14 protein-coding genes and 1 pseudogene are annotated in these 18,858 nt (G+C 34.7%); 13 read left to right on the plus strand and 2 right to left on the minus strand.

Features of this window, described 5'->3' with window-relative positions; translation table 11 throughout:
- Positions 1–766 (plus strand): annotated as a pseudogene (locus BM153_RS13865) (restriction endonuclease subunit S); the annotation flags it as partial.
- A 224-nt stretch (positions 767–990) separates the two neighbouring features.
- Complete coding sequence (locus tag BM153_RS04025) at positions 991–3,954, plus strand: type I restriction endonuclease subunit R (RefSeq protein ID WP_092871019.1); 2,964 nt, start codon at positions 991–993, stop codon at positions 3,952–3,954.
- A 67-nt stretch (positions 3,955–4,021) separates the two neighbouring features.
- Here the strand turns inward: BM153_RS04025 and BM153_RS04030 are convergent, their stop codons facing one another.
- Positions 4,022–4,957 (minus strand): site-specific integrase, encoded by a 936-nt coding sequence (locus tag BM153_RS04030; RefSeq protein WP_177205571.1) that lies wholly within the window; start codon positions 4,955–4,957, stop codon positions 4,022–4,024.
- A gap of 128 nt (positions 4,958–5,085) precedes the next feature.
- Here BM153_RS04030 and BM153_RS04035 point away from each other — a divergent pair, with 128 nt between their 5' ends.
- Positions 5,086–5,781, plus strand: coding sequence for a metallophosphoesterase (locus BM153_RS04035; RefSeq protein WP_092871021.1), 696 nt, complete (start codon positions 5,086–5,088; stop codon positions 5,779–5,781).
- 151 nt (positions 5,782–5,932) lie between these two features.
- On the plus strand, positions 5,933–8,572 hold the full coding sequence (locus BM153_RS04040) for a translation factor GTPase family protein (RefSeq protein ID WP_092871023.1): 2,640 nt from the start codon (positions 5,933–5,935) through the stop codon (positions 8,570–8,572).
- 1 nt (position 8,573) lies between these two features.
- Here the strand turns inward: BM153_RS04040 and BM153_RS04045 are convergent, their stop codons facing one another.
- Entirely contained in the window at positions 8,574–9,146 is a 573-nt protein-coding gene (locus BM153_RS04045; protein ID WP_092871025.1) for an ECF transporter S component, read from the minus strand.
- A 261-nt stretch (positions 9,147–9,407) separates the two neighbouring features.
- On the opposite strand from BM153_RS04045, the gene cbiD reads away from it, so the two are divergent.
- From cbiD to BM153_RS04090, 9 genes are all read left to right on the plus strand, one after another.
- Complete coding sequence (gene cbiD, locus BM153_RS04050; RefSeq protein WP_330392010.1) at positions 9,408–10,550, plus strand: cobalt-precorrin-5B (C(1))-methyltransferase CbiD; 1,143 nt, start codon at positions 9,408–9,410, stop codon at positions 10,548–10,550.
- 94 nt (positions 10,551–10,644) lie between these two features.
- Positions 10,645–11,343, plus strand: a complete 699-nt coding sequence (cobI, locus tag BM153_RS04055; RefSeq protein WP_092871313.1) for a precorrin-2 C(20)-methyltransferase — start codon at positions 10,645–10,647, stop codon at positions 11,341–11,343.
- Positions 11,344–12,114 (plus strand): precorrin-4 C(11)-methyltransferase, encoded by a 771-nt coding sequence (gene cobM, locus BM153_RS04060; RefSeq protein WP_092871029.1) that lies wholly within the window; start codon positions 11,344–11,346, stop codon positions 12,112–12,114.
- A 2-nt stretch (positions 12,115–12,116) separates the two neighbouring features.
- Positions 12,117–13,190: a cobalt-precorrin 5A hydrolase gene (locus BM153_RS04065; protein ID WP_092871031.1), complete on the plus strand. Its 1,074-nt coding sequence runs from the start codon at positions 12,117–12,119 to the stop codon at positions 13,188–13,190.
- Positions 13,183–13,917: a precorrin-3B C(17)-methyltransferase gene (gene cobJ / locus BM153_RS04070; protein WP_092871033.1), complete on the plus strand. Its 735-nt coding sequence runs from the start codon at positions 13,183–13,185 to the stop codon at positions 13,915–13,917. The genes BM153_RS04065 and cobJ overlap by 8 nt, the downstream gene beginning before the upstream one ends.
- Before the next feature lie 14 nt (positions 13,918–13,931).
- The gene (gene cobK, locus BM153_RS04075) at positions 13,932–15,902 is read left to right on the plus strand and encodes a precorrin-6A reductase (protein WP_092871035.1); all 1,971 of its coding nucleotides are present in this window, start codon (positions 13,932–13,934) and stop codon (positions 15,900–15,902) included.
- Positions 15,903–15,914: 12 nt separating this feature from the next.
- Positions 15,915–17,282, plus strand: coding sequence for a cobyrinic acid a,c-diamide synthase CobB (locus BM153_RS04080; protein ID WP_092871037.1), 1,368 nt, complete (start codon positions 15,915–15,917; stop codon positions 17,280–17,282).
- A 26-nt stretch (positions 17,283–17,308) separates the two neighbouring features.
- Positions 17,309–18,358 (plus strand): nicotinate-nucleotide--dimethylbenzimidazole phosphoribosyltransferase, encoded by a 1,050-nt coding sequence (gene cobT, locus BM153_RS04085; RefSeq protein ID WP_092871039.1) that lies wholly within the window; start codon positions 17,309–17,311, stop codon positions 18,356–18,358.
- A gap of 139 nt (positions 18,359–18,497) precedes the next feature.
- On the plus strand, positions 18,498–18,857 hold the full coding sequence (locus tag BM153_RS04090; RefSeq protein ID WP_092871041.1) for a PilZ domain-containing protein: 360 nt from the start codon (positions 18,498–18,500) through the stop codon (positions 18,855–18,857).
- The last annotated feature ends 1 nt before the right edge of the window (position 18,858 follow it).

An 18,858-nucleotide genomic window follows, 5' to 3' on the forward strand; every position in this document is an offset into this window, starting at 1 on the left:
TGTCGAAACAGCGGTGTCGTCATATGATGAGCAGAAGAAAATCGGAGAATATTTTAAGAGTATTGACAACCTTATCACCCTTCATCAGCGAAAGTGTGACGAAACCCAAAAATTAAAAAAATACATGCTTCAAAAAATGTTTCCGAAAAAAGGCGAAAAAAAACCTGAAATCAGATTTAAAGGTTTTACTGAAGAGTGGGAACAGCGTAAGTTAAACGAATACTTGGAAGTGTCTAGGGCAAAGAACAAAGATGAAGCGTATGGAAAAGAAGATGTTCTCTCTGTATCAGGGGACTATGGCATAGTAAATCAGATAGAATTTCAGGGGCGTTCATTTGCGGGAGTCTCTGTTGCTCCTTATGGTATTGTTGAGACTGGAGATGTGGTATACACAAAGTCTCCGCTTAAATCTAATCCATACGGAATAATCAAGACAAACAAAGGAAAACCAGGCATTGTATCAACTTTGTATGCCGTTTATAAACCACAGGATAATGTATATTCTGACTTCGTTCAAATTTATTTTGAGCAAGATTCCAGAATGAACAATTACATGCATCCATTAGTAAATAAGGGTGCTAAAAATGATATGAAGGTATCGGATGAAAATGCTCTAAAAGGTGAAGTGTGTTTTCCAAGTAGAGATGAGCAAATTAAGATTTCGGAGTATTTTGTAAAGCTTGACAACCTTATCACCCTTCATCAACAAAAGTGCGATGAATTAAAAAAACTAAAAAAATATATGCTACAAAATATGTTTATTTAACTTTATCAGCAGCAGTGCTCAACAAATCATGCTACGCCTTTGGCTTGCATTCTTGGGAGCACTTTGCATGGAAGCTACAACGAAATCAAAGATTTCTGTAGCTTTGCAACTCTTCATCAAAAAAAGTATGATGAATTAAAGAATATATAAAACATAAAACAAAATTATTTAAATACAAATACATCGGTAAACAACAGAGAAGAAAAATGTAACGGAGGAAAAAAATGGCAGAGTTAGAGGCAGAATTAGAGAAAAAGTTAATAGAGAAATTGTGCAATGGAGAGTCCCAATGGACATATCGCCCTGACCTGAAAAATGAAGAAGATTTATGGAAGAATTTTAAATATATTCTTGAGCAGATTAATAAATCAAAGCTTAATGATACACCATTAAGTGAGTCCGAATTTGCAAAGGTGAAAAATGATGTTTCTCATGCATCATTTTACGATGCAGGCAAATGGCTGGCAGGAGAAAATGGAAAAGTTTATGTTCATGTCCAAAGAGGAAATGAAACATTGCACTTACTGGTAATGAATAATGAGCATATTGCCGGTGGTTCAAGCGTTTACGAAGTTATAAACCAATATCAGACATTTAAAAATGAAGATGAAGAAAAGGGTAGAAACAGAAGATTTGATGTTACCCTTTTAATTAACGGAATTCCTTTGATACATATAGAACTTAAAAATAAAACTCATACTTACATGGATGGTTTCAGACAGATAAAAAAATATATCAAAGAAGGAAAATTTCGTGGGATTTTTTCTAATGTTCAGATGTTCGCTGTAAGTAATGCTGTAGATACCAGATATTTTTCAGCTGCCCGTGATACGGAATTAAATGCTAAATTCTTAAGCGGATGGATTGATAAAGATAATAAGCCTGTTTGTGACTATCTTGAATTTGCAGATTCAGTTCTTAGAATTCCTAAAGCTCATGAAATGGTTACAAAATATACGGTATTAGACAATGATAAAAAGAGATTATTAATTCTTCGTCCTTATCAGATACATGCAATAGAGGCTATGAGACAAGCTTCAAAAAGTGGAAAATCAGGATATATCTGGCATACAACAGGTTCCGGAAAAACAATGACTTCATATAAGTCAACAAGAAATCTGCTTATGGATATTCCATCTATTGAAAAGACTATATTTTTAATAGACAGAAAAGATCTTGATATGCAAACAAAAGGTGCATTTCAGTCTTATGCCGGAAATGACACTATAGATGTAGATGATACGGAAAACGTCGGGAGTCTTATTAAAAGATTGGCAGATAATAATCGTCAGATGATTGTTACTACTCGTCAGAAGATGCAGGTAATGATTAATCGAAGATTAAAAGAAGGTACAAGAGAATACGAAAAAATAAGAGCTCTTAAAGTAGCCTTTGTTGTTGATGAATGTCATAGAGCTGTAACTCCCCAAACCAAGAGAGATATAGAAAGATTTTTTAGTAATTCTATCTGGTTTGGCTTTACGGGAACACCTATTTTTGATAAAAACAGTTATGAGCAAAAGGGAGATTTGCCTCAGACAACAGAAGAATTGTACGGTCCATGTCTCCATGATTATACTATAAAAGATGCTATTCATGATGGGGCTGTATTGGGATTTAATGTTGAAAATTTGGGACCAAAAGATATTAAGCCGGATGAAGAAGCTGCCTATTATCGTAGCGAAAAACATATGAGAAATGTTCTTGATGTAATTTTAAATCATTCATTTACAAAACTTGGAATGCAAAATGGAAAAGGTAAAACCTATGAAGCCATGCTTACTGTAGAATCTATTGCCATGGCTCAAAAGTATTATGATTTGATTCAAAAAATTAAAAACGGAGAAGATGAATTAAAAATCAATGAAGAAATAAAACGTGTTTTACCTGATTTTCCTAAGGTGGCCATTACTTTTTCCGTTATAGAAAATAAGGAGTCATCCCAGGCCAATCAGGATGCCATGAAAAGGTTTCTTGAATATTACAACAATTATTATGGAACAGGATATCAGATTGAAGGATTAGGGGCATATAATAACAATTTAAACGAAAGATTAGCAAGAAAAGAAAAACGTTATTATGACAGAGCCCAGCAGATAGATTTGGTAATAGTTGTTGACCGATTATTAACGGGATTTGATGCACCTTGTCTGTCTACATTATTTATTGACAGACCTCCTATGAGTCCTCAGGGGATCATTCAGGCCTTTTCTCGTACTAATCGTTTATTTGATGCAAATAAGGAGTATGGTCAGGTTGTTACTTTTAGAGTACCTGAGGAGTTTAAAGAAAAAATTAATGATGCATTAATTATGTATTCTAAAGGAGGATACGGGAAAGCTCTGGCTGAAGACTGGCATACTGTTCTTGAAAATTTTAATTTGTCATTAAAAACAATTAGGACTTTTGTGGCAAGTCCCCAAGATGCCAACAGTTTATCAAAAAAACAAAAGAGGACATTTATCAAGCTATTTAGAGATCTTGACCATGATTTTGCACATTTAAAATCATTTTCAACTTATACTGATGATGTTGTTGAAAAACTTGGCTTTTCACAGGATATTTATGATGATTATGCAGCAACTTACGTAAACATTTTAGAAGAGTTAAAGAAAGATGATGATTCGCCTAGTGATAATGGTAAGGAGCCTATAATTGACGATTATGAATTGGTTGCATTTAGTAAATTTAAAATAGATTTTGAATACATAGTAGAGTTATTACAGGGATTTGTTGATATTTTAAATGAAGATGGCAGTGAACTTGATGAAACTGAATTTGAAGAAAAAATGAGTGAACTTCGTGAAATGGTTAATGAATATTCTAAAGATAATCCGAGACTTAGCGATATTCTATTTAAGGTTTTAAATGATATTGAAAGTGATAAACTTAAGTTTATTGGAAAGGATATGTCAGTAATAATTAATGAATTACGTTTAAAGACAATTAACATTGAAGTTAGAAAATTTGCAGAAAAATGGTTTATTTCTGTTGACGATGTTAAATATGAGGCTTTTAATTTCAGAGATGGTGAATTGGCAAATGAAAATAAATTAAAGGAAAGAGCCAACTATTCTGCCTATAAAGAATCTACTAAGAATGCTCTACCTAAGTTTAAATTTAATGGTGCGTTAATTAAAGATTTCAAAGAAGAATTAATGCCTGCTATTAAACCTCTATTGGCTTAAAGAAGTTTTTTTAAGCTTGCAGTTTTAAATGCTGCAAGCTTTTTTATCATCGGCGTGGGGGGAATTATCAGGAATTAAGATTTGATAATGACCTCATTATTATATCTATGTCCTTACTTTCTAGTTCTTGTATTATGTGAAGATAAGTTTTTTGTGTTGTTGTTATATTGGAATGGCCAAGTCGTCTTGCAACACTTGCTATAGATACTCCTGCAAAAAGAAGGAGTGAAGCATGTGTGTGGCGTAACCCGTGTATTGATATTTCCGGAACATGAGCATGCTTACAATGTCTGGCCAAAAGGTCATTTACTGTAGAGTTATATATTTTCTTTTGAATAAACACAGGTTTATCATCCGGAAGATTTTTGATTAGTTGAGCAAATTGCATAACGGTCTTCCAATCCAGTGGAATTTTTCTAATGGATGATTGGTTTTTGGTTGGAAGAAATCCACCCTGACCTTTATAATCCCAGGTTTTTGATACAGAAAGTAACTGATGGCTTAAGTCAAAGTCTTTTGGAGTAAGTGCCAAAGCTTCTGAAAATCGCATGCCGGTTTTTGCAACTAAAAGTATCAGCCAGTCCATATTTAATTGTTCTGTAAGCTCCAAATCCTCCAGTAGTTTGTGTAATTCAAATTGATTTAGAAATTTTGGCTTTTTTTGTCTTGGCTGTTTCCCTTTGATGATGGCTTTTCTTGTTGGATCATGTGGAATCAATCCTTCATCAACAGCGTCAAGAATTGCACATTTTAGATGATGGTGAAAGTCCATTGTTGTTTGGCGCTCATGCTCAAGGGCATAGTCGTTTAACAGTTTTTGATAAGAGAATCTATCCAAATCACATATTATTAAATCGGGTATGAGTTTACTAAGCCATCTGTAGGCCATGTTGTATTTTTGCATGGTTACAGGTCGTATGGCTCCTTCTTTATATATACTTATCCATTGTTTATAATAGTCACAAAATAGCATGTTACATTTATCAATTGTAGCTTCTTGCATATGTATGCCCTCCTTTTGATATGAATTGATACACGCCGATGAAAATTTTTAAAATTGGAATTTGGGAATAATTAACAAACTATGCTATCATATAACCAACAAAAAATTTTAAAAAAAAGGAAAAAACTATGGCTTTATACGCAATGGGGGATTTTCATCTGGCATTTCAGGCGGGAAAACCAATGGATATTTTTGGAGATGTGTGGAAAAATCACCCGAAAAAAATCGAAAAAAACTGCAGAAAGTTAATAAATAAGGAGGACACCCTGGTAATAACCGGTGACCATTCTTGGGGAAAAAATCTTAGTCAATGCCAAATGGATCTTAAGTTTATTGAAAATCTTCCGGGAAGAAAGATTCTTTTAAGGGGAAACCATGATATGTTTTGGGACGCAAAAAAGACAGGAAGACTAAATGAGCTTTATAAGGACAGGCTATATTTTTTACAAAACAATTATTATAGCTATGAAGACTATGCATTGGTGGGGACTAAAGGTTATTGTTATGAGGGGCTTGATACTTATGAGCACTTTTTAAAAATTCGTGACAGGGAAGTTGAAAGACTTGAAAAATCCTTTGAAGAAGCCAAAAAAGACGGTTACAAGAAATTTATAATGTTTCTTCATTATCCCCCTACAAGCATCGGTGAGATGGAAAGTCCTTTCACACAAATTGCTGAAAAATACGGCTGCAGATATGTGGTATATTCTCATTGCCATGGAAAAGACAGATTTTTCGACAGTTTTCAGGGAATGGTAAACCAGGTAGAATATGTACTGGTTTCAGGAGATTTTCTTAAATTCAAGCCGGTAAAACTAATATAGATGTATATGAGTCCACCTGCAAAAGCCGGTGGGTTTTTTGCACTAATATTTAAAAACTTGTGTTATACTTAATAAAAAATTTTTCAAAGCTTAGAAAGGAGAATCTGCTAAAACTTTATAAGAAAGTGACATTTTAGTAGATATTATATATATGAAACAACTGGCGATTGGAATACTGGCTCATGTTGACGCCGGTAAAACTACACTTTCAGAAAGCATCCTGTTTAAAAGCAATGCCATAAGAAAAGCCGGCAGAGTTGACAAAGGAGATGCTTTTTTAGATACCTACGAGATGGAAAAAAAGCGTGGGATAACCATATTTTCTAAGGAAGCAAGATTTTCCTACAAAGACATGGAGGCTACTATTGTAGATACTCCGGGACATAATGACTTTTCTCCGGAAATGGAAAGAACCCTTCAGATTTTAGATATGGCAATATTAATAATAAGCGGGGCAGACGGTATAACAGGTCAGACCAAGGTTTTGTCCAGGCTTTTAAAAATCAATAAAGTTCCAACCCTTATTTTTGCTAATAAAATGGACCAAAATGGCGTAAATAAAGAAAATCTTTTAAATGAGATTAAAGAATATTTTGGTGATGGGGCAATAGATTTTTCAAGAGAAAAAGAAGATGAATTTTATGAGGAAATAGCCTGTCTTGATGAAAATATTTTAGAGGATTTTCTGGAAAAGGGCTGTATTTCCAATGAAATAATTGCTTCCTTGATAGAAAAAAGAAAGCTTTTTCCTGTATTTTTTGGAAGTGCCTTAAAAATGGAAGGAATAGAGGAATTATTAGAGGGAATATATTTATATTCTAAGAAAAAGGAATATCCAAAAGATTTTGGCGCCAGAGTTTATAAAATATCAAGGGATAAGCAAAATAACAGGCTGACTCATCTGAAAATAACCGGAGGAACCTTAAAAGTAAGGGATTTATTAAAGGATGAAAGTGCTCCAAAACCCTGGGAAAACAAAGTAACTCAGATCAGATTATACTCAGGAGATGGCTTTGAGGCTGTAAATGAAGTTATGGCAGGTACTGTTTGTGCCGTAACAGGTCTTGAAAACACCTTTCCAAATGAAGGACTTGGCTTTGAAAAAAATAATACCTTAAATATGATTGAACCCTATCTTTCCTATAAGATAATTTTGCCAAAGGGTGAAAATCCCCTTAGTATGTTTAAAAAACTAGGGGAAATTATGGAGGAGGAGCCTTCCCTTAGCATTGAATGGATAGAAGAAACCCAGGAGATAATTGTAAAAATAATGGGGGAAGTCCAGATAGAAATATTAAATAATATTATTTCGGATAGATTTGATTTGAATATTGAATTTGGAAGCGGAACCATTGTTTACAAAGAAACCATAGAAGAGCCGGTAGTGGGAATAGGCCATTTTGAGCCACTTCGTCATTATGCCCATGTAAATCTTTTGTTAGAGCCTTTAGAAGAAGGAAGCGGTATGGAATTTGATACGGATTGTCGTGAAGAACTGCTTGCTAAAAACTGGCAAAGGCTGATTTTAACCCACTTAAAGGAAAAAGAGCATGTAGGGGTTTTAACAGGCTCAAAAATAACAGACATGAAAATTACCGTTATAGGTGGAAAAGCCCATGAAAAGCATACAGAAGGGGGAGACTTTAGACAGGCTACCTATAGAGCTGTAAGACAGGGATTAAAAAAGGCAAAATCAAGGCTTTTAGAGCCTTATTATGATTTTAATATACAGGTACCCCTAAATTTTGTGGGCAGGGTTATGACGGACATGGAAAAGATGTATGGAAAAATTTTGTCCCAGGAAACAGTAGAAGATAAGTGTTTTATCTACGGAAAAGTTCCTGTTTCCACCATGGAAGGCTACCAGAGCGAATTATTGGCCTATACGAAAAATGAGGGTATAATAAATTTATCCATGAGAGGCTACGGTCCTTGTCATAACGAAGAAGAAGTTATTGAAAAAATGAATTATGATTCGGAGCTTGATTTAAAAAATCCTACAGGTTCGATTTACTGTTCCCATGGAGCAGGTATTTATGTTCCATGGTATGATATGGAGGCAGCTGAAATTGAAGAAAATGAAGCTTTAAGCACAGAAATTACCGGCAAAGATATTTTACAGGCCAAAAAAAGAGCCCTTGAAAGTAAAAGTGAAAAATACAGCAGCGAAGATTTGGATGAAATCTTTAACAGAACCTTTAGAAGTGATGAAAACAGAAAAAAAGGCTACAATAAAAAGTCAAAACCTGTGGTTTCAGATGCAGAGCTTCATTATAAAGGAAAGAAAAAAGCAGGTGCCAAGGAATATCTTTTGGTAGACGGATACAATATTATATATGCCTGGGATGAATTAAGGCAATTGTCAGAAGTAAGTTTTGAAGCGGCAAGAGGAAGACTGATGGATATTTTGTCCAATTATCAGGGATACAAAAACTGCAGCCTGATATTGGTATTTGATGCCTACAAGGTAGAAGGAGGCAGGGAACATCATTACAAATACAACAATATCCATGTGGTATATACCAAAGAGGCTGAAACTGCTGATGCTTATATAGAAAAAACCGCCCATGAAATCGGTCATAAATATAATGTTACCGTAGCCACCTCTGACGGGGTTGAGCAGGTGATAATTAGAGGACAGGGATGTGAGCTGTTTTCTGCAAGGGACTTTGAAAGAGAAGTAAAACATACCCTTGTTAATGCAAAGGAAAGCTATGAATTAAAACAGGCAAAGGAAAATGTCTCTTCCTCTGCCTTTAAAGAATTTTTTGAAAATAATAAAATTGATTAATCTACTTTATGATAAGTTTTTTTGCTGACTCGATTTTTAAAAGTACAGGGAGCATAAAAAAGCATATTGTTATCCCTGTAATTCCCTGAACGATATTGAAAGGAATTCCTGTTGAGGCCAGTAAAAAGCCCTTAAAGATTGACTGAGATGTATATGAAGCAGTAGTGATGACATTAAGTAATGTTTCGTATAAAACATAACCTAAAACCATGGCGCTTTCTGCAAGTATGCCACCGAAGATGACTTTTTTGTTTCTGTTTGAAGAAATGGAAAAGTCATTTTTAAATTTATGAAAAACAAATCCAATGATTGAAGCGGCAGCAGCTTTTATTATAAAGGTTCCCGGAGCAAATATTGCATATCCACTAAAAAGGTCTGCAAACATTGAGCCTATGCCGGCTGCAAGTCCCCCGTAAAAAGGTCCTAATATTATTCCGCTAAGAAGTACGAAGCCATCTCCCAAATGAATGTATCCAAAGGTTACGGTAGGAAACTTGATGACCATTGTAGAAAGAGTGGTTAAAGCCGTAAGCAATGCCGCAATTGTTAAAGTTCTAAGATTTTCATTACGCATTTTTTTATTCCTCCTAAATCCTATTTTTCATGTATGATTTATAGTGTTTAATTTGTTTTATATATAGTATACAAAAACTGGCATTATTAAAACTACCAGATAAATAAAAAATAAGCATACCAGATTTTAAGCTGACTTATTTTCCATGTTTTTGGTTGTCTAGGAAGGCTTTTGGATGTATAATATCAAATGACTATATCATCAGAAAGGTAAAAACTATACCAAATGAACAGAAATAATGGATTAGAAGGCAAATATGTTGTGAAAAATAACAAAAAACTTGCATTTGGGTATACAACAGGCAGCTGTGCAGCAGCAGCTTCAAAGGCAGCGGCCATTATGTTGCTTTCCGGTAAGAAGGTTGATTATGTGGAGCTAATGACTCCTAAAGGAATATTACTTAATCTCGAAATACTTCAGCCGGTTATTGTTGATGAAAATGGTGAATCATACGCACAATGTGCCGTTAAAAAATACAGTGGAGATGATCCCGATGTAACTGACAATGTTCTTGTCTTTTCCCGCGTTAATAAGAATCCTCACCAGGGCGTTCATATTGATGGAGGAAAGGGTGTAGGAAGAGTTACGAAACCGGGACTTGATCAGCCTGTGGGAAATGCTGCCATAAACAGGGTACCCCGTCAGATGATAAGCGATGAAGTGACTAAAGTTATCGAAGATATGGCTTATGATGGTGGTATGGATGTAATTATCAGCATTCCTCAAGGTGAAGAACTGGCAGAAAAGACCTTTAATCCAAGACTTGGGATTGTAGGAGGTATTTCTGTATTAGGCACCAGCGGTATCGTGGAGCCAATGAGCGAGGATGCTTTGATTGCCAGCATAAAAGCTGAGATGAGCCTTCATTGTGCAGCAGGTGAGAAGTATTTATTGATTACTCCCGGAAACTATGGTACGGATTATGCCGTTGCTAATTTTGGCTTTGACGAAAAAGATATAATTCAAAGTTCAAATTACATCGGTGATACCATTGATATGGCAGTAAATCTTGAAGTAAAGGGAATACTTTTTGTAAGCCATATCGGAAAATTCGTCAAACTGGCAGCAGGAATCATGAATACCCATTCCAGATGTTCGGATGCAAGAATGGAAATACTGGTTGCAAATGCTTTAATGGCAGGAGCCGACCCGGATACTTTAAAAAGGATGATGGATTGCGTTACCACTGATGATGCTCTTTCCATATTAGAGGAAAAGAAAATCATGAAAGAGGTAATGGATATTATGATGCCTAAAATTAAATTTTATCTTGAACACAGATGCAGAAAGAGCATAGAAATGGGAGCCATTGTTTTTTCAAATGTATATGGAGAACTTGGAAGAACCACTAATGCAGATGATTTAATGGACCTTATTAAAAAAGAACATAATAAAAAAGACTGATATTAGATATAGATTTTTAAAAAAGAAAGTGTAAAGGCGGATTTTTAAAATGTCCGCTTTACTTATAAAAGGCGTTTTAAGAAAGGAGAACAGTATGGCAACAAAGTTATTTGGAGTAGGTGTCGGACCGGGAGATCCGGAACTTCTTACACTTAAGGCATTAAGAGTTATCAATGAGTGTGAGGTTATAGCTATTCCTACAAAAGACATTAAAACCTCTGTAGCCTACAAGATTGTAAAGCAGGTTAAGGAAGATTTAGATGATAAAGAAATGCTTCCTGTTGACATGCCAATGACCAAGGATAAAGAAAAATTAAATCAATATCATAATGAAGCCGCTCAAAAAATAATAGAGTACTTAAAATCAGGTAAAAATGTGGCTTTTCTTACTTTAGGTGATCCAACCATATATTCTACATATATTTATGTTCATAAGCTTGTTAATAAAGCAGGATATGAAACAGAGATAATCAGTGGGATTACATCATTTTGTGCTGTTTCAGCCAAGTTTGACATGGGACTTGTTGAAAAGGCTCAACCTCTTCATGTTATTCCATCCTCTTATGGTATTGAAGATGCCTTAAAATTACCTGGAACTAAGGTTTTAATGAAGGCAGGAAAGAAACTTCCTCTTGTAAAGGAAGCTTTGAAAAAATCAGGTGCCAAAGGAATGATGATTGAAAACTGTGGCATGCCTGACGAAAAAATATATAACAATATTGATGAAATCAATGAAGCAGCAGGTTATTATTCACTTATAATAGTTAAGGATAATGATAAGGAGGAAGAATAAATGATACATTTCGTAGGAGCAGGTTCAGGAGCAGCTGATCTTATTACAGTTAGAGGTCAGAAAATGCTTCAGGAGGCAGATGTAATTATATATGCAGGTTCATTGGTTAATGAAGCATTGCTTGAATATAAAAAAGAAGATTGTAAGGTTTTTAACAGCGCTTACATGACTTTAGAAGAAGTTATTGAAGAAATGAAAAAGGCAGAGGCTCAAAACAAGACTACAGTTCGTCTTCACACTGGAGATCCTTGTCTTTACGGTGCCATAAGAGAGCAGATGGATATTCTTGATGATTTGGGATTTAAATATGACTATTGTCCGGGAGTTAGCTCATTTTCAGGAGCAGCAAGTGCATTAAATCTTGAATATACATTACCGAATGTATCTCAAAGTGTGGTAATTACAAGAATGGCAGGAAGAACACCTGTACCGCCAAAGGAAGAAATTTCAACCTTTGCCGCACATCATGCTACAATGGTAATCTTTTTAAGTACAGGAATGTTAGAAGAACTTTCAAAGAAACTTATTGAAGGGGGCTATGAGCCAAATACTCCTTGTGCATTAGTATACAAGGCCACCTGGCCTGATCAGAAGACCTTTGTATGTACCCTTGAAACTCTTGCAAAAACAGCTGCCGATAATAATATTACAAAGACAGCTCTTACCATAGTAGGAGATGTGGTTGCTCATACAAACTATGACCGTTCAGAACTTTATAATCCTGAATTCACCACAGAATTCCGTCAGGCGACAAAAAGCTCACACAACTAAAAATGAACATTTCAATAGTAAGCTTTACTGATAACGGTAGTAAAGTTAACGCAAACATTTTAGAAAAACTGAAAAAAGACAATGATGTAAAAGCCTATGCTATTTCAAAATATGCTTCTAAATATGGTCTTTTAGAAACGGGAAAGCCTTTAAAGGAATGGACAAAAGAACATTTTAAGGATGATGCCATTATTTTTATCTCAGCTACCGGCATAGCTGTTAGAAGTATTGCACCTTTTATTGAAAAAAAGACAACAGACCCGGCGGTTATTGTTATGGATGAAAGGGCAAATTTTGTTATATCATTGTTATCAGGACATATTGGCGGTGCCAATGAGCTTACCTTAAAACTTTCAAAAATAACGGGAGCTCTTCCGGTAATTACAACTGCTACAGATGTCAATAATACCTTTGCAGTTGATGTATTTGCCGTAAAAAACAATATGTACATTAAGGAAATGAAGCTTGCAAAAGAAGTAGCAGCTTCAGTTTTAGAACATAAATATGTAGGCTTTGTCAGCGATTTTCCCATTGAAGGAAACATTGACAAAGCACTTACCTATGAAAAAGATTCAAAAAAACCTGAACTTTTAGAAAAGGAAATAGGCATTCATGTTACTTTGGATGAAAACAGTAAAGTGTTTAAAAATACACTTCACTTGATTCCCAAAATAGCAAGCTTAGGAGTGGGATGCAGGAAAAATAAGGATTTTGAATCTGTTAAGAAACATATTTTAGATACATTAAAAAAGAATAATATTTCAATTCATTCCATAAAAGATGTATCAAGTGTTGATCTTAAAAAAGATGAACAGGGAATAATTAAATTTGCACAGGAAGTGGAAATCCCTTTTATTGTATATACTTCAAAGGAGCTTTTACAGGTAAAAGGAGACTTTTCGGCATCTGCCTTTGTTAAAAATATTGCAGGTGTTGATAATGTATGTGAAAGAAGTGCAAAAAAAAGCGCTTCTAAAAACGATGACGAAGAAATAAATATAATAGTTAGAAAGACAGCTAATGACGGAGTTACAGCTGCATTGGCACTTTCGGATTGGAGTGTAAAATTTGAGTAAGATATATGTAGTAGGAATCGGACCGGGAGAATATGAGCAGATGACCATTAAGGCAGCCAATGTTTTAAAAAGCTGTGATGTAATAGTTGGATATACAGTTTATGTTGACCTGGTAAAAGAACACTTTTCTGACAAAGAATTTATGACAACACCTATGAAAAAGGAAGTTGAAAGATGCAAGCTTGCTTTTGAAGTTGCAAGTCAAAACAAGACTGTAGCCATGATTTGCTCAGGTGATGCCGGAGTTTATGGAATGACAGGATTAATGCTTGAAATAGGAGCAGAATATCCAGATATTGAAGTTGAAACAGTAGCAGGAGTTACTGCAGCTATCGGTGGAGCAGCTGTTTTAGGTGCCCCTCTTATTCATGATTTTTGCCTTATCAGCTTAAGCGACCTTCTTACTCCTATCGAAAAAATTGAAAAGAGATTAGAAAACGCATCTGCAGCTGATTTTGGTATTGTTCTTTATAACCCGTCAAGTAAAAAACGTCATGATTATCTTCAAAAAGCATGTGATATTATGTTAAAACATAAATCAGAAGATACAGTATGTGGAATTGTAAACAATATAGGACGCGAAGGAGAATTCTTTAAAGTAATGACTTTAAAAGAATTAAGAGATACAAAAGTAGATATGTTTACAACTGTTTTCATTGGAAATTCCCAGACAAAAGAAATCAATGGGAAAATGGTTACACCAAGAGGATATAAGCTAGATAAATAATAGGAGGCAGGGTTTTGAAAAATGTCTTGATTTTTGCAGGGACCCTGGAAGGAAGAATTCTTTCCCGGTATTGTGTAAAGAATGATTTAAATACTTATGTTTCAGTAGCTACTGATTATGGAAAAAAACTGCTTTGTGACATTCCTGGCTTAAACATTTTAAGCCAGAGAATGGACTCGGAAAAAATGTCTGAATTTATTAAGGAAAAGGACATTGACCTTGTAGTTGATGCTACTCATCCTTATGCAAAAGAAGTGACGGCCAATATAAAAAAAGCATGTGAAAATCAGGGAAAAAAATATCTCAGATTTCTTAGAAAAAATGAGGATTTTTCCGGAGATTTTGTTGAGGTAGATAGTGTAAAACAAGCAGCAATGTATTTAAAGGATAAAACAGGAAACATTCTTTTGACCACAGGCAGTAAAGAATTAAAGGAATATACCATTATTCCTGATTATAAAGAAAGAGTATTTGCAAGAGTCTTATCTACCGTGACTTCCGCAAAAGAAGCCGGTGAATTAGGCTTTGAAGGGAAAAATCTTATTTGTATGCAGGGACCATTTTCTAAAGAAATGAATGTTGCCCTTATAAATATGACAAATGCCAAATATCTTGTTACAAAGGAATCCGGCAGAGCAGGAGGCTTTGAAGAAAAGATAGATGCCTGTCTTGAAACCGGCTGTAAGGTTATTCTTGTAGGAAGAAGTAATATAGATGAAGGCTTAAGCCTTGAAGAAGTAAAAAAAGAAATTTGTCATTTCTTTAATATTACCCCGAAAAGAAATATTACAGTTTTAGGAATTGGCATGGGAAATATGGATAACATGACCGTGGAGGCACAAAAGGCCTGCAAGGATGCAGATTTGATTATCGGCGCAGGAAGAATGGTTGAAAATCTTAAAATATATGAAAAACCGGTATTTATTTCCTATAAGCCACAGGAGATTTCTGATTATATTAAAGAACATTCAGAATATGAATATATAGTTGTTGCCATGTCAGGAGATGTGGGATTTTACAGTGGAACAAAGAAATTGTTAGATTTTCTTTCAGAGTATGAAGTTAAGGTATTAAGCGGCATCTCATCTGTAGTATATTTTGCCTCAAAGCTGCAGTTTTCTTGGGATGATGCATATCTTGCCAGTATCCATGGAAGAAATGAAAATGTAATTTCTGCCATAAAAAACAATTATAAGGTCTTTTCTTTATTGGGAGGAAAAGATTGTGTAAAGGAATTTGCACAAAAACTTATAAAATACAATCTTTCAGATGTGACAGTTTATGTTGGAGAAAATCTTTCCTATGAAAACGAAAGAATTACCAAGGCTAAGCCTAATGAACTTTTGTCAGGAGAATTTGACGCACTTTGTGTTGTATTTGTTATAAATGAATCTGCAAAAAATTCCGTTATTACCCATGGAATAGCAGATGAAGAATTTATAAGAGGAAAAGTTCCTATGACAAAGGAGGAGGTTAGAAGCATATCTCTTTCAAAACTTAGACTTACAAGAGATTCTGTTATATATGATGTGGGAGCAGGAACCGGTTCTGTTTCCATAGAAATGGCAAAAGTTGCCAGAGAAGGAATGGTTTATTCCATAGAAAAAAAAGCAGAAGCTTTAGACCTTATCAGGCAAAACCAGGAAAAAATGGGAGTTACAAATCTTGAAAGAATTGAAGGGCTGGCACCGGAAGCAATGGAGGATTTACCTGTTCCGACTCATGCCTTTATTGGTGGAAGCTCCGGAAATATGAAAGAGATATTTGCACTGCTTCTTAAGAAAAATCCAAATATCAGGATAGTTGTAAATGCTATTGCTTTAGAAACTGTGTCTGAAACTTTGGAATGCCTTAAAGAATTTGAGGTAGTTGATGAAGATATAGTAAGTGTGGCAGTTGGTAAGTCAAAAAGTATAGGAAGATATCATATGATGATGGGAGAAAACCCTATTTATATTATTTCCTGTACCGGAAATGGTAAATAGAAAGGAAAGTCTATGGCAGAGAGCAGATTTATGTTGGCAGCGCCTTCAAGTGGAAGCGGTAAAACCCTGATAACCTGTGGTTTATTGCAGGCACTGGTAAACAGAAAAATGAAAATAGCATCTTTTAAATGCGGTCCGGATTACATAGATCCTATGTTTCATTCAAAAGTAATAGGAGCAAAATCAAGAAATCTTGATACATTTTTTACCGGAAAGGAAGTAACAAAATACCTTTTCAAGAAAAATGCTAAAGATTGTGACATAAGCGTTATAGAAGGTGTAATGGGGTTTTATGATGGAATGGGTTTGAAATCCCATGAAGGAAGTGCTTATGATCTTTCTCTTACCCTGGATGCTCCCGTTATACTTGTAGTGGATACAAAGGGAATGAGTCTTTCCATACTGGCACTTATAAAAGGTTTTTTGGATTACAAAAAAGATAATAAAATAAAAGGTGTTATTTTAAACAGACTTCCTAAGAGCCTGTATCCTTCCATAAAGGAAAAAATAGAAAATGAATTGGGAATAAAGGCCTTTGGATATGTACCTTCAGTACCGGATTTAGTTATTGAAAGTAGACACCTAGGCTTGGTAACTCCTGATGAAATAAGTGATTTATCAGAAAAACTTAATGAATTATCAAAAATATTAGAAGAAACAGTTGAAATAGATGAAATTATAGAGCTGGCAAAGAAAGCACCGGATTTAGATGCTAAGGAAGTGACTTTAAAAAAACTTCCGGAAGATGAAAAACCGGTAATTGCAGTGGCAAGGGATGAAGCATTTTGCTTTTACTATGCAGATAATATAGAAGCATTTGAAAAGATGGGAGCAAAGATAGTGGAATTTTCCCCTCTTCATGATGCTCATTTGCCTGATTGTGACGGCCTGCTTTTAGGCGGCGGTTATCCTGAACTGGCTGCGAAAGAATTATCCCAAAATAAAAGCATGTTAAATGAGATTAAAAATAAAATTGAAAACGGACTTCCTTTTTTGGCAGAATGTGGCGGTTTTATGTATTTACATGATTTTATGGAAGGAATGGACGGTATTTCCTATAATATGGCAGGCATCATAAAAGGTAAAGCATTCAGAACCCAAAAGTTAAACCGTTTCGGATATGTGGAACTTGTATCAAAAGAAGATAATGTGCTGGCTAAAAAAGGGGAAAAAATAAAAGCCCACGAGTTTCACTATTTTGATTCAGATTGTAACGGTGACGGATTTATTGCAAAGAAACCAAACAGAAATAAAGAATGGGACTGCATAAATGTTTCAGATACTTTTGCAGCAGGTTTTCCTCATTTATATTACTATTCAAATCCGGATTTTGCTTTCAGTTTTGTAAAAAAATGTTCACATTATAAAAAAGAAAGATAATTTCGGTCAGATAGATAGGAGACATTATGACATTAGAAGAAACATTAGAAAAAATTGAACCAATTAATAAAGAAGCCTATCTTGCTTCAAAAAAGCATTGGGATGATATAGCAAAACCTCTTCACAGTCTTGGTAAGCTTGAAGATTCCATAATGCAAATTGCTGCGATAAATGGAAATGTTAAAGTAAACCTTGACAAAAAAGGACTTATTATCATGTGTGCTGACAATGGAGTTGTTGAAGAAGGTGTAACTCAGACAGATAATTCCGTAACAGCAATTGTTGCAGAAAATTTTCTGGATTGTGCTACCAGTGTAGCAGTAATGTGTAAAGAACTTAATGTGGATCTTTTCCCTATGGATGTGGGAATGGTAAAAGATACCAGGGTAGATCATTCACAAAAGAAGGTTTATGGAACAAAAAACTTTACAAAAGAAGCAGCCATGACAAGACAGGTTTGCATCAGTGCTATAGAAACTGGTATAAATAAAGTGCTTGAGCTTAGTCAAAAAGGTTATAAAATCATTGCTACAGGAGAGATGGGTATTGGAAATACCACAACTTCTTCAGCGGTAGCTACTGTTCTTTTAGGCGTTGAGGCTTCAAAAGTTACAGGAAAAGGTTCCGGACTTACAACTGAAGGCTTAAATAAAAAAATTAAGGCAATAGAAAAAGGAATTGAATTAAACAAGCCTGACAAAAACGACCCAATCGATGTCATTTCAAAGGTGGGAGGCCTTGATATTGCAGGACTTTGCGGAGTATTCCTAGGCTGTGCCGCCTTAAAAATACCTTGTATAATTGATGGATTTATTTCCTCTGTTGCCGCTTTATGTGCAGTTTTATTGAAGAAAGAAGCAAATGATTATATTTTAGCTTCTCATGTATCAAAGGAGCCTGCCGGACGAATGATGCTTGATAAATTAGAAAAAGATCCAATTATAACAGCAAATATGTGTTTAGGAGAAGGTACCGGAGCAGTTGCCCTCTATCCGTTACTTGACCTTTCACTTGCAGTTTATAACTCAATGAGTACCTTTAGCGACATTGAAATAGAAGCATATAAGCCTTTATAATTAAAATTTTAATAATTTGCAATTCATAATCAACAAAAAAAATAAATGTCCGATATATCTTTTAGTCATATGTTGAAATAAAATATTATATAATATCTTATTAAAAATACAGAGTAAACTTGGCAAAAGGAGAATTGTTATGAGCGCAGAGAGACGAAAATATAAAAGACTACCGTTGGATGTTTCGGTACAGTTAGAATGTATAAGTGAAGAAGAAATAACCACTGAAAAGTATCTTCATGTAGAAACTATGGATATATCAACAGCGGGACTGGCTTTTAAATCTTCCTACGAATTGAATGTTGGGACTTTTTACGACACTCGTATCATTATTTGGACAAAAGAAGAAATTCATACAGTATTGAAAATTATCAGAAGTCAAAAAGTAGATGACGGATTTGTATATGGATGTATATTTATTGGTCTGCCTGAACGTGAGTCTATTAAGATTGAAATTTATCAATTGCTAAAAGAGCGAGATGATCAGGAAAGCAATTAGG

Origin of the sequence: Acetitomaculum ruminis DSM 5522, assembly GCF_900112085.1 — a bacterium.
GTDB lineage: Bacteria > Bacillota > Clostridia > Lachnospirales > Lachnospiraceae > Acetitomaculum > Acetitomaculum ruminis.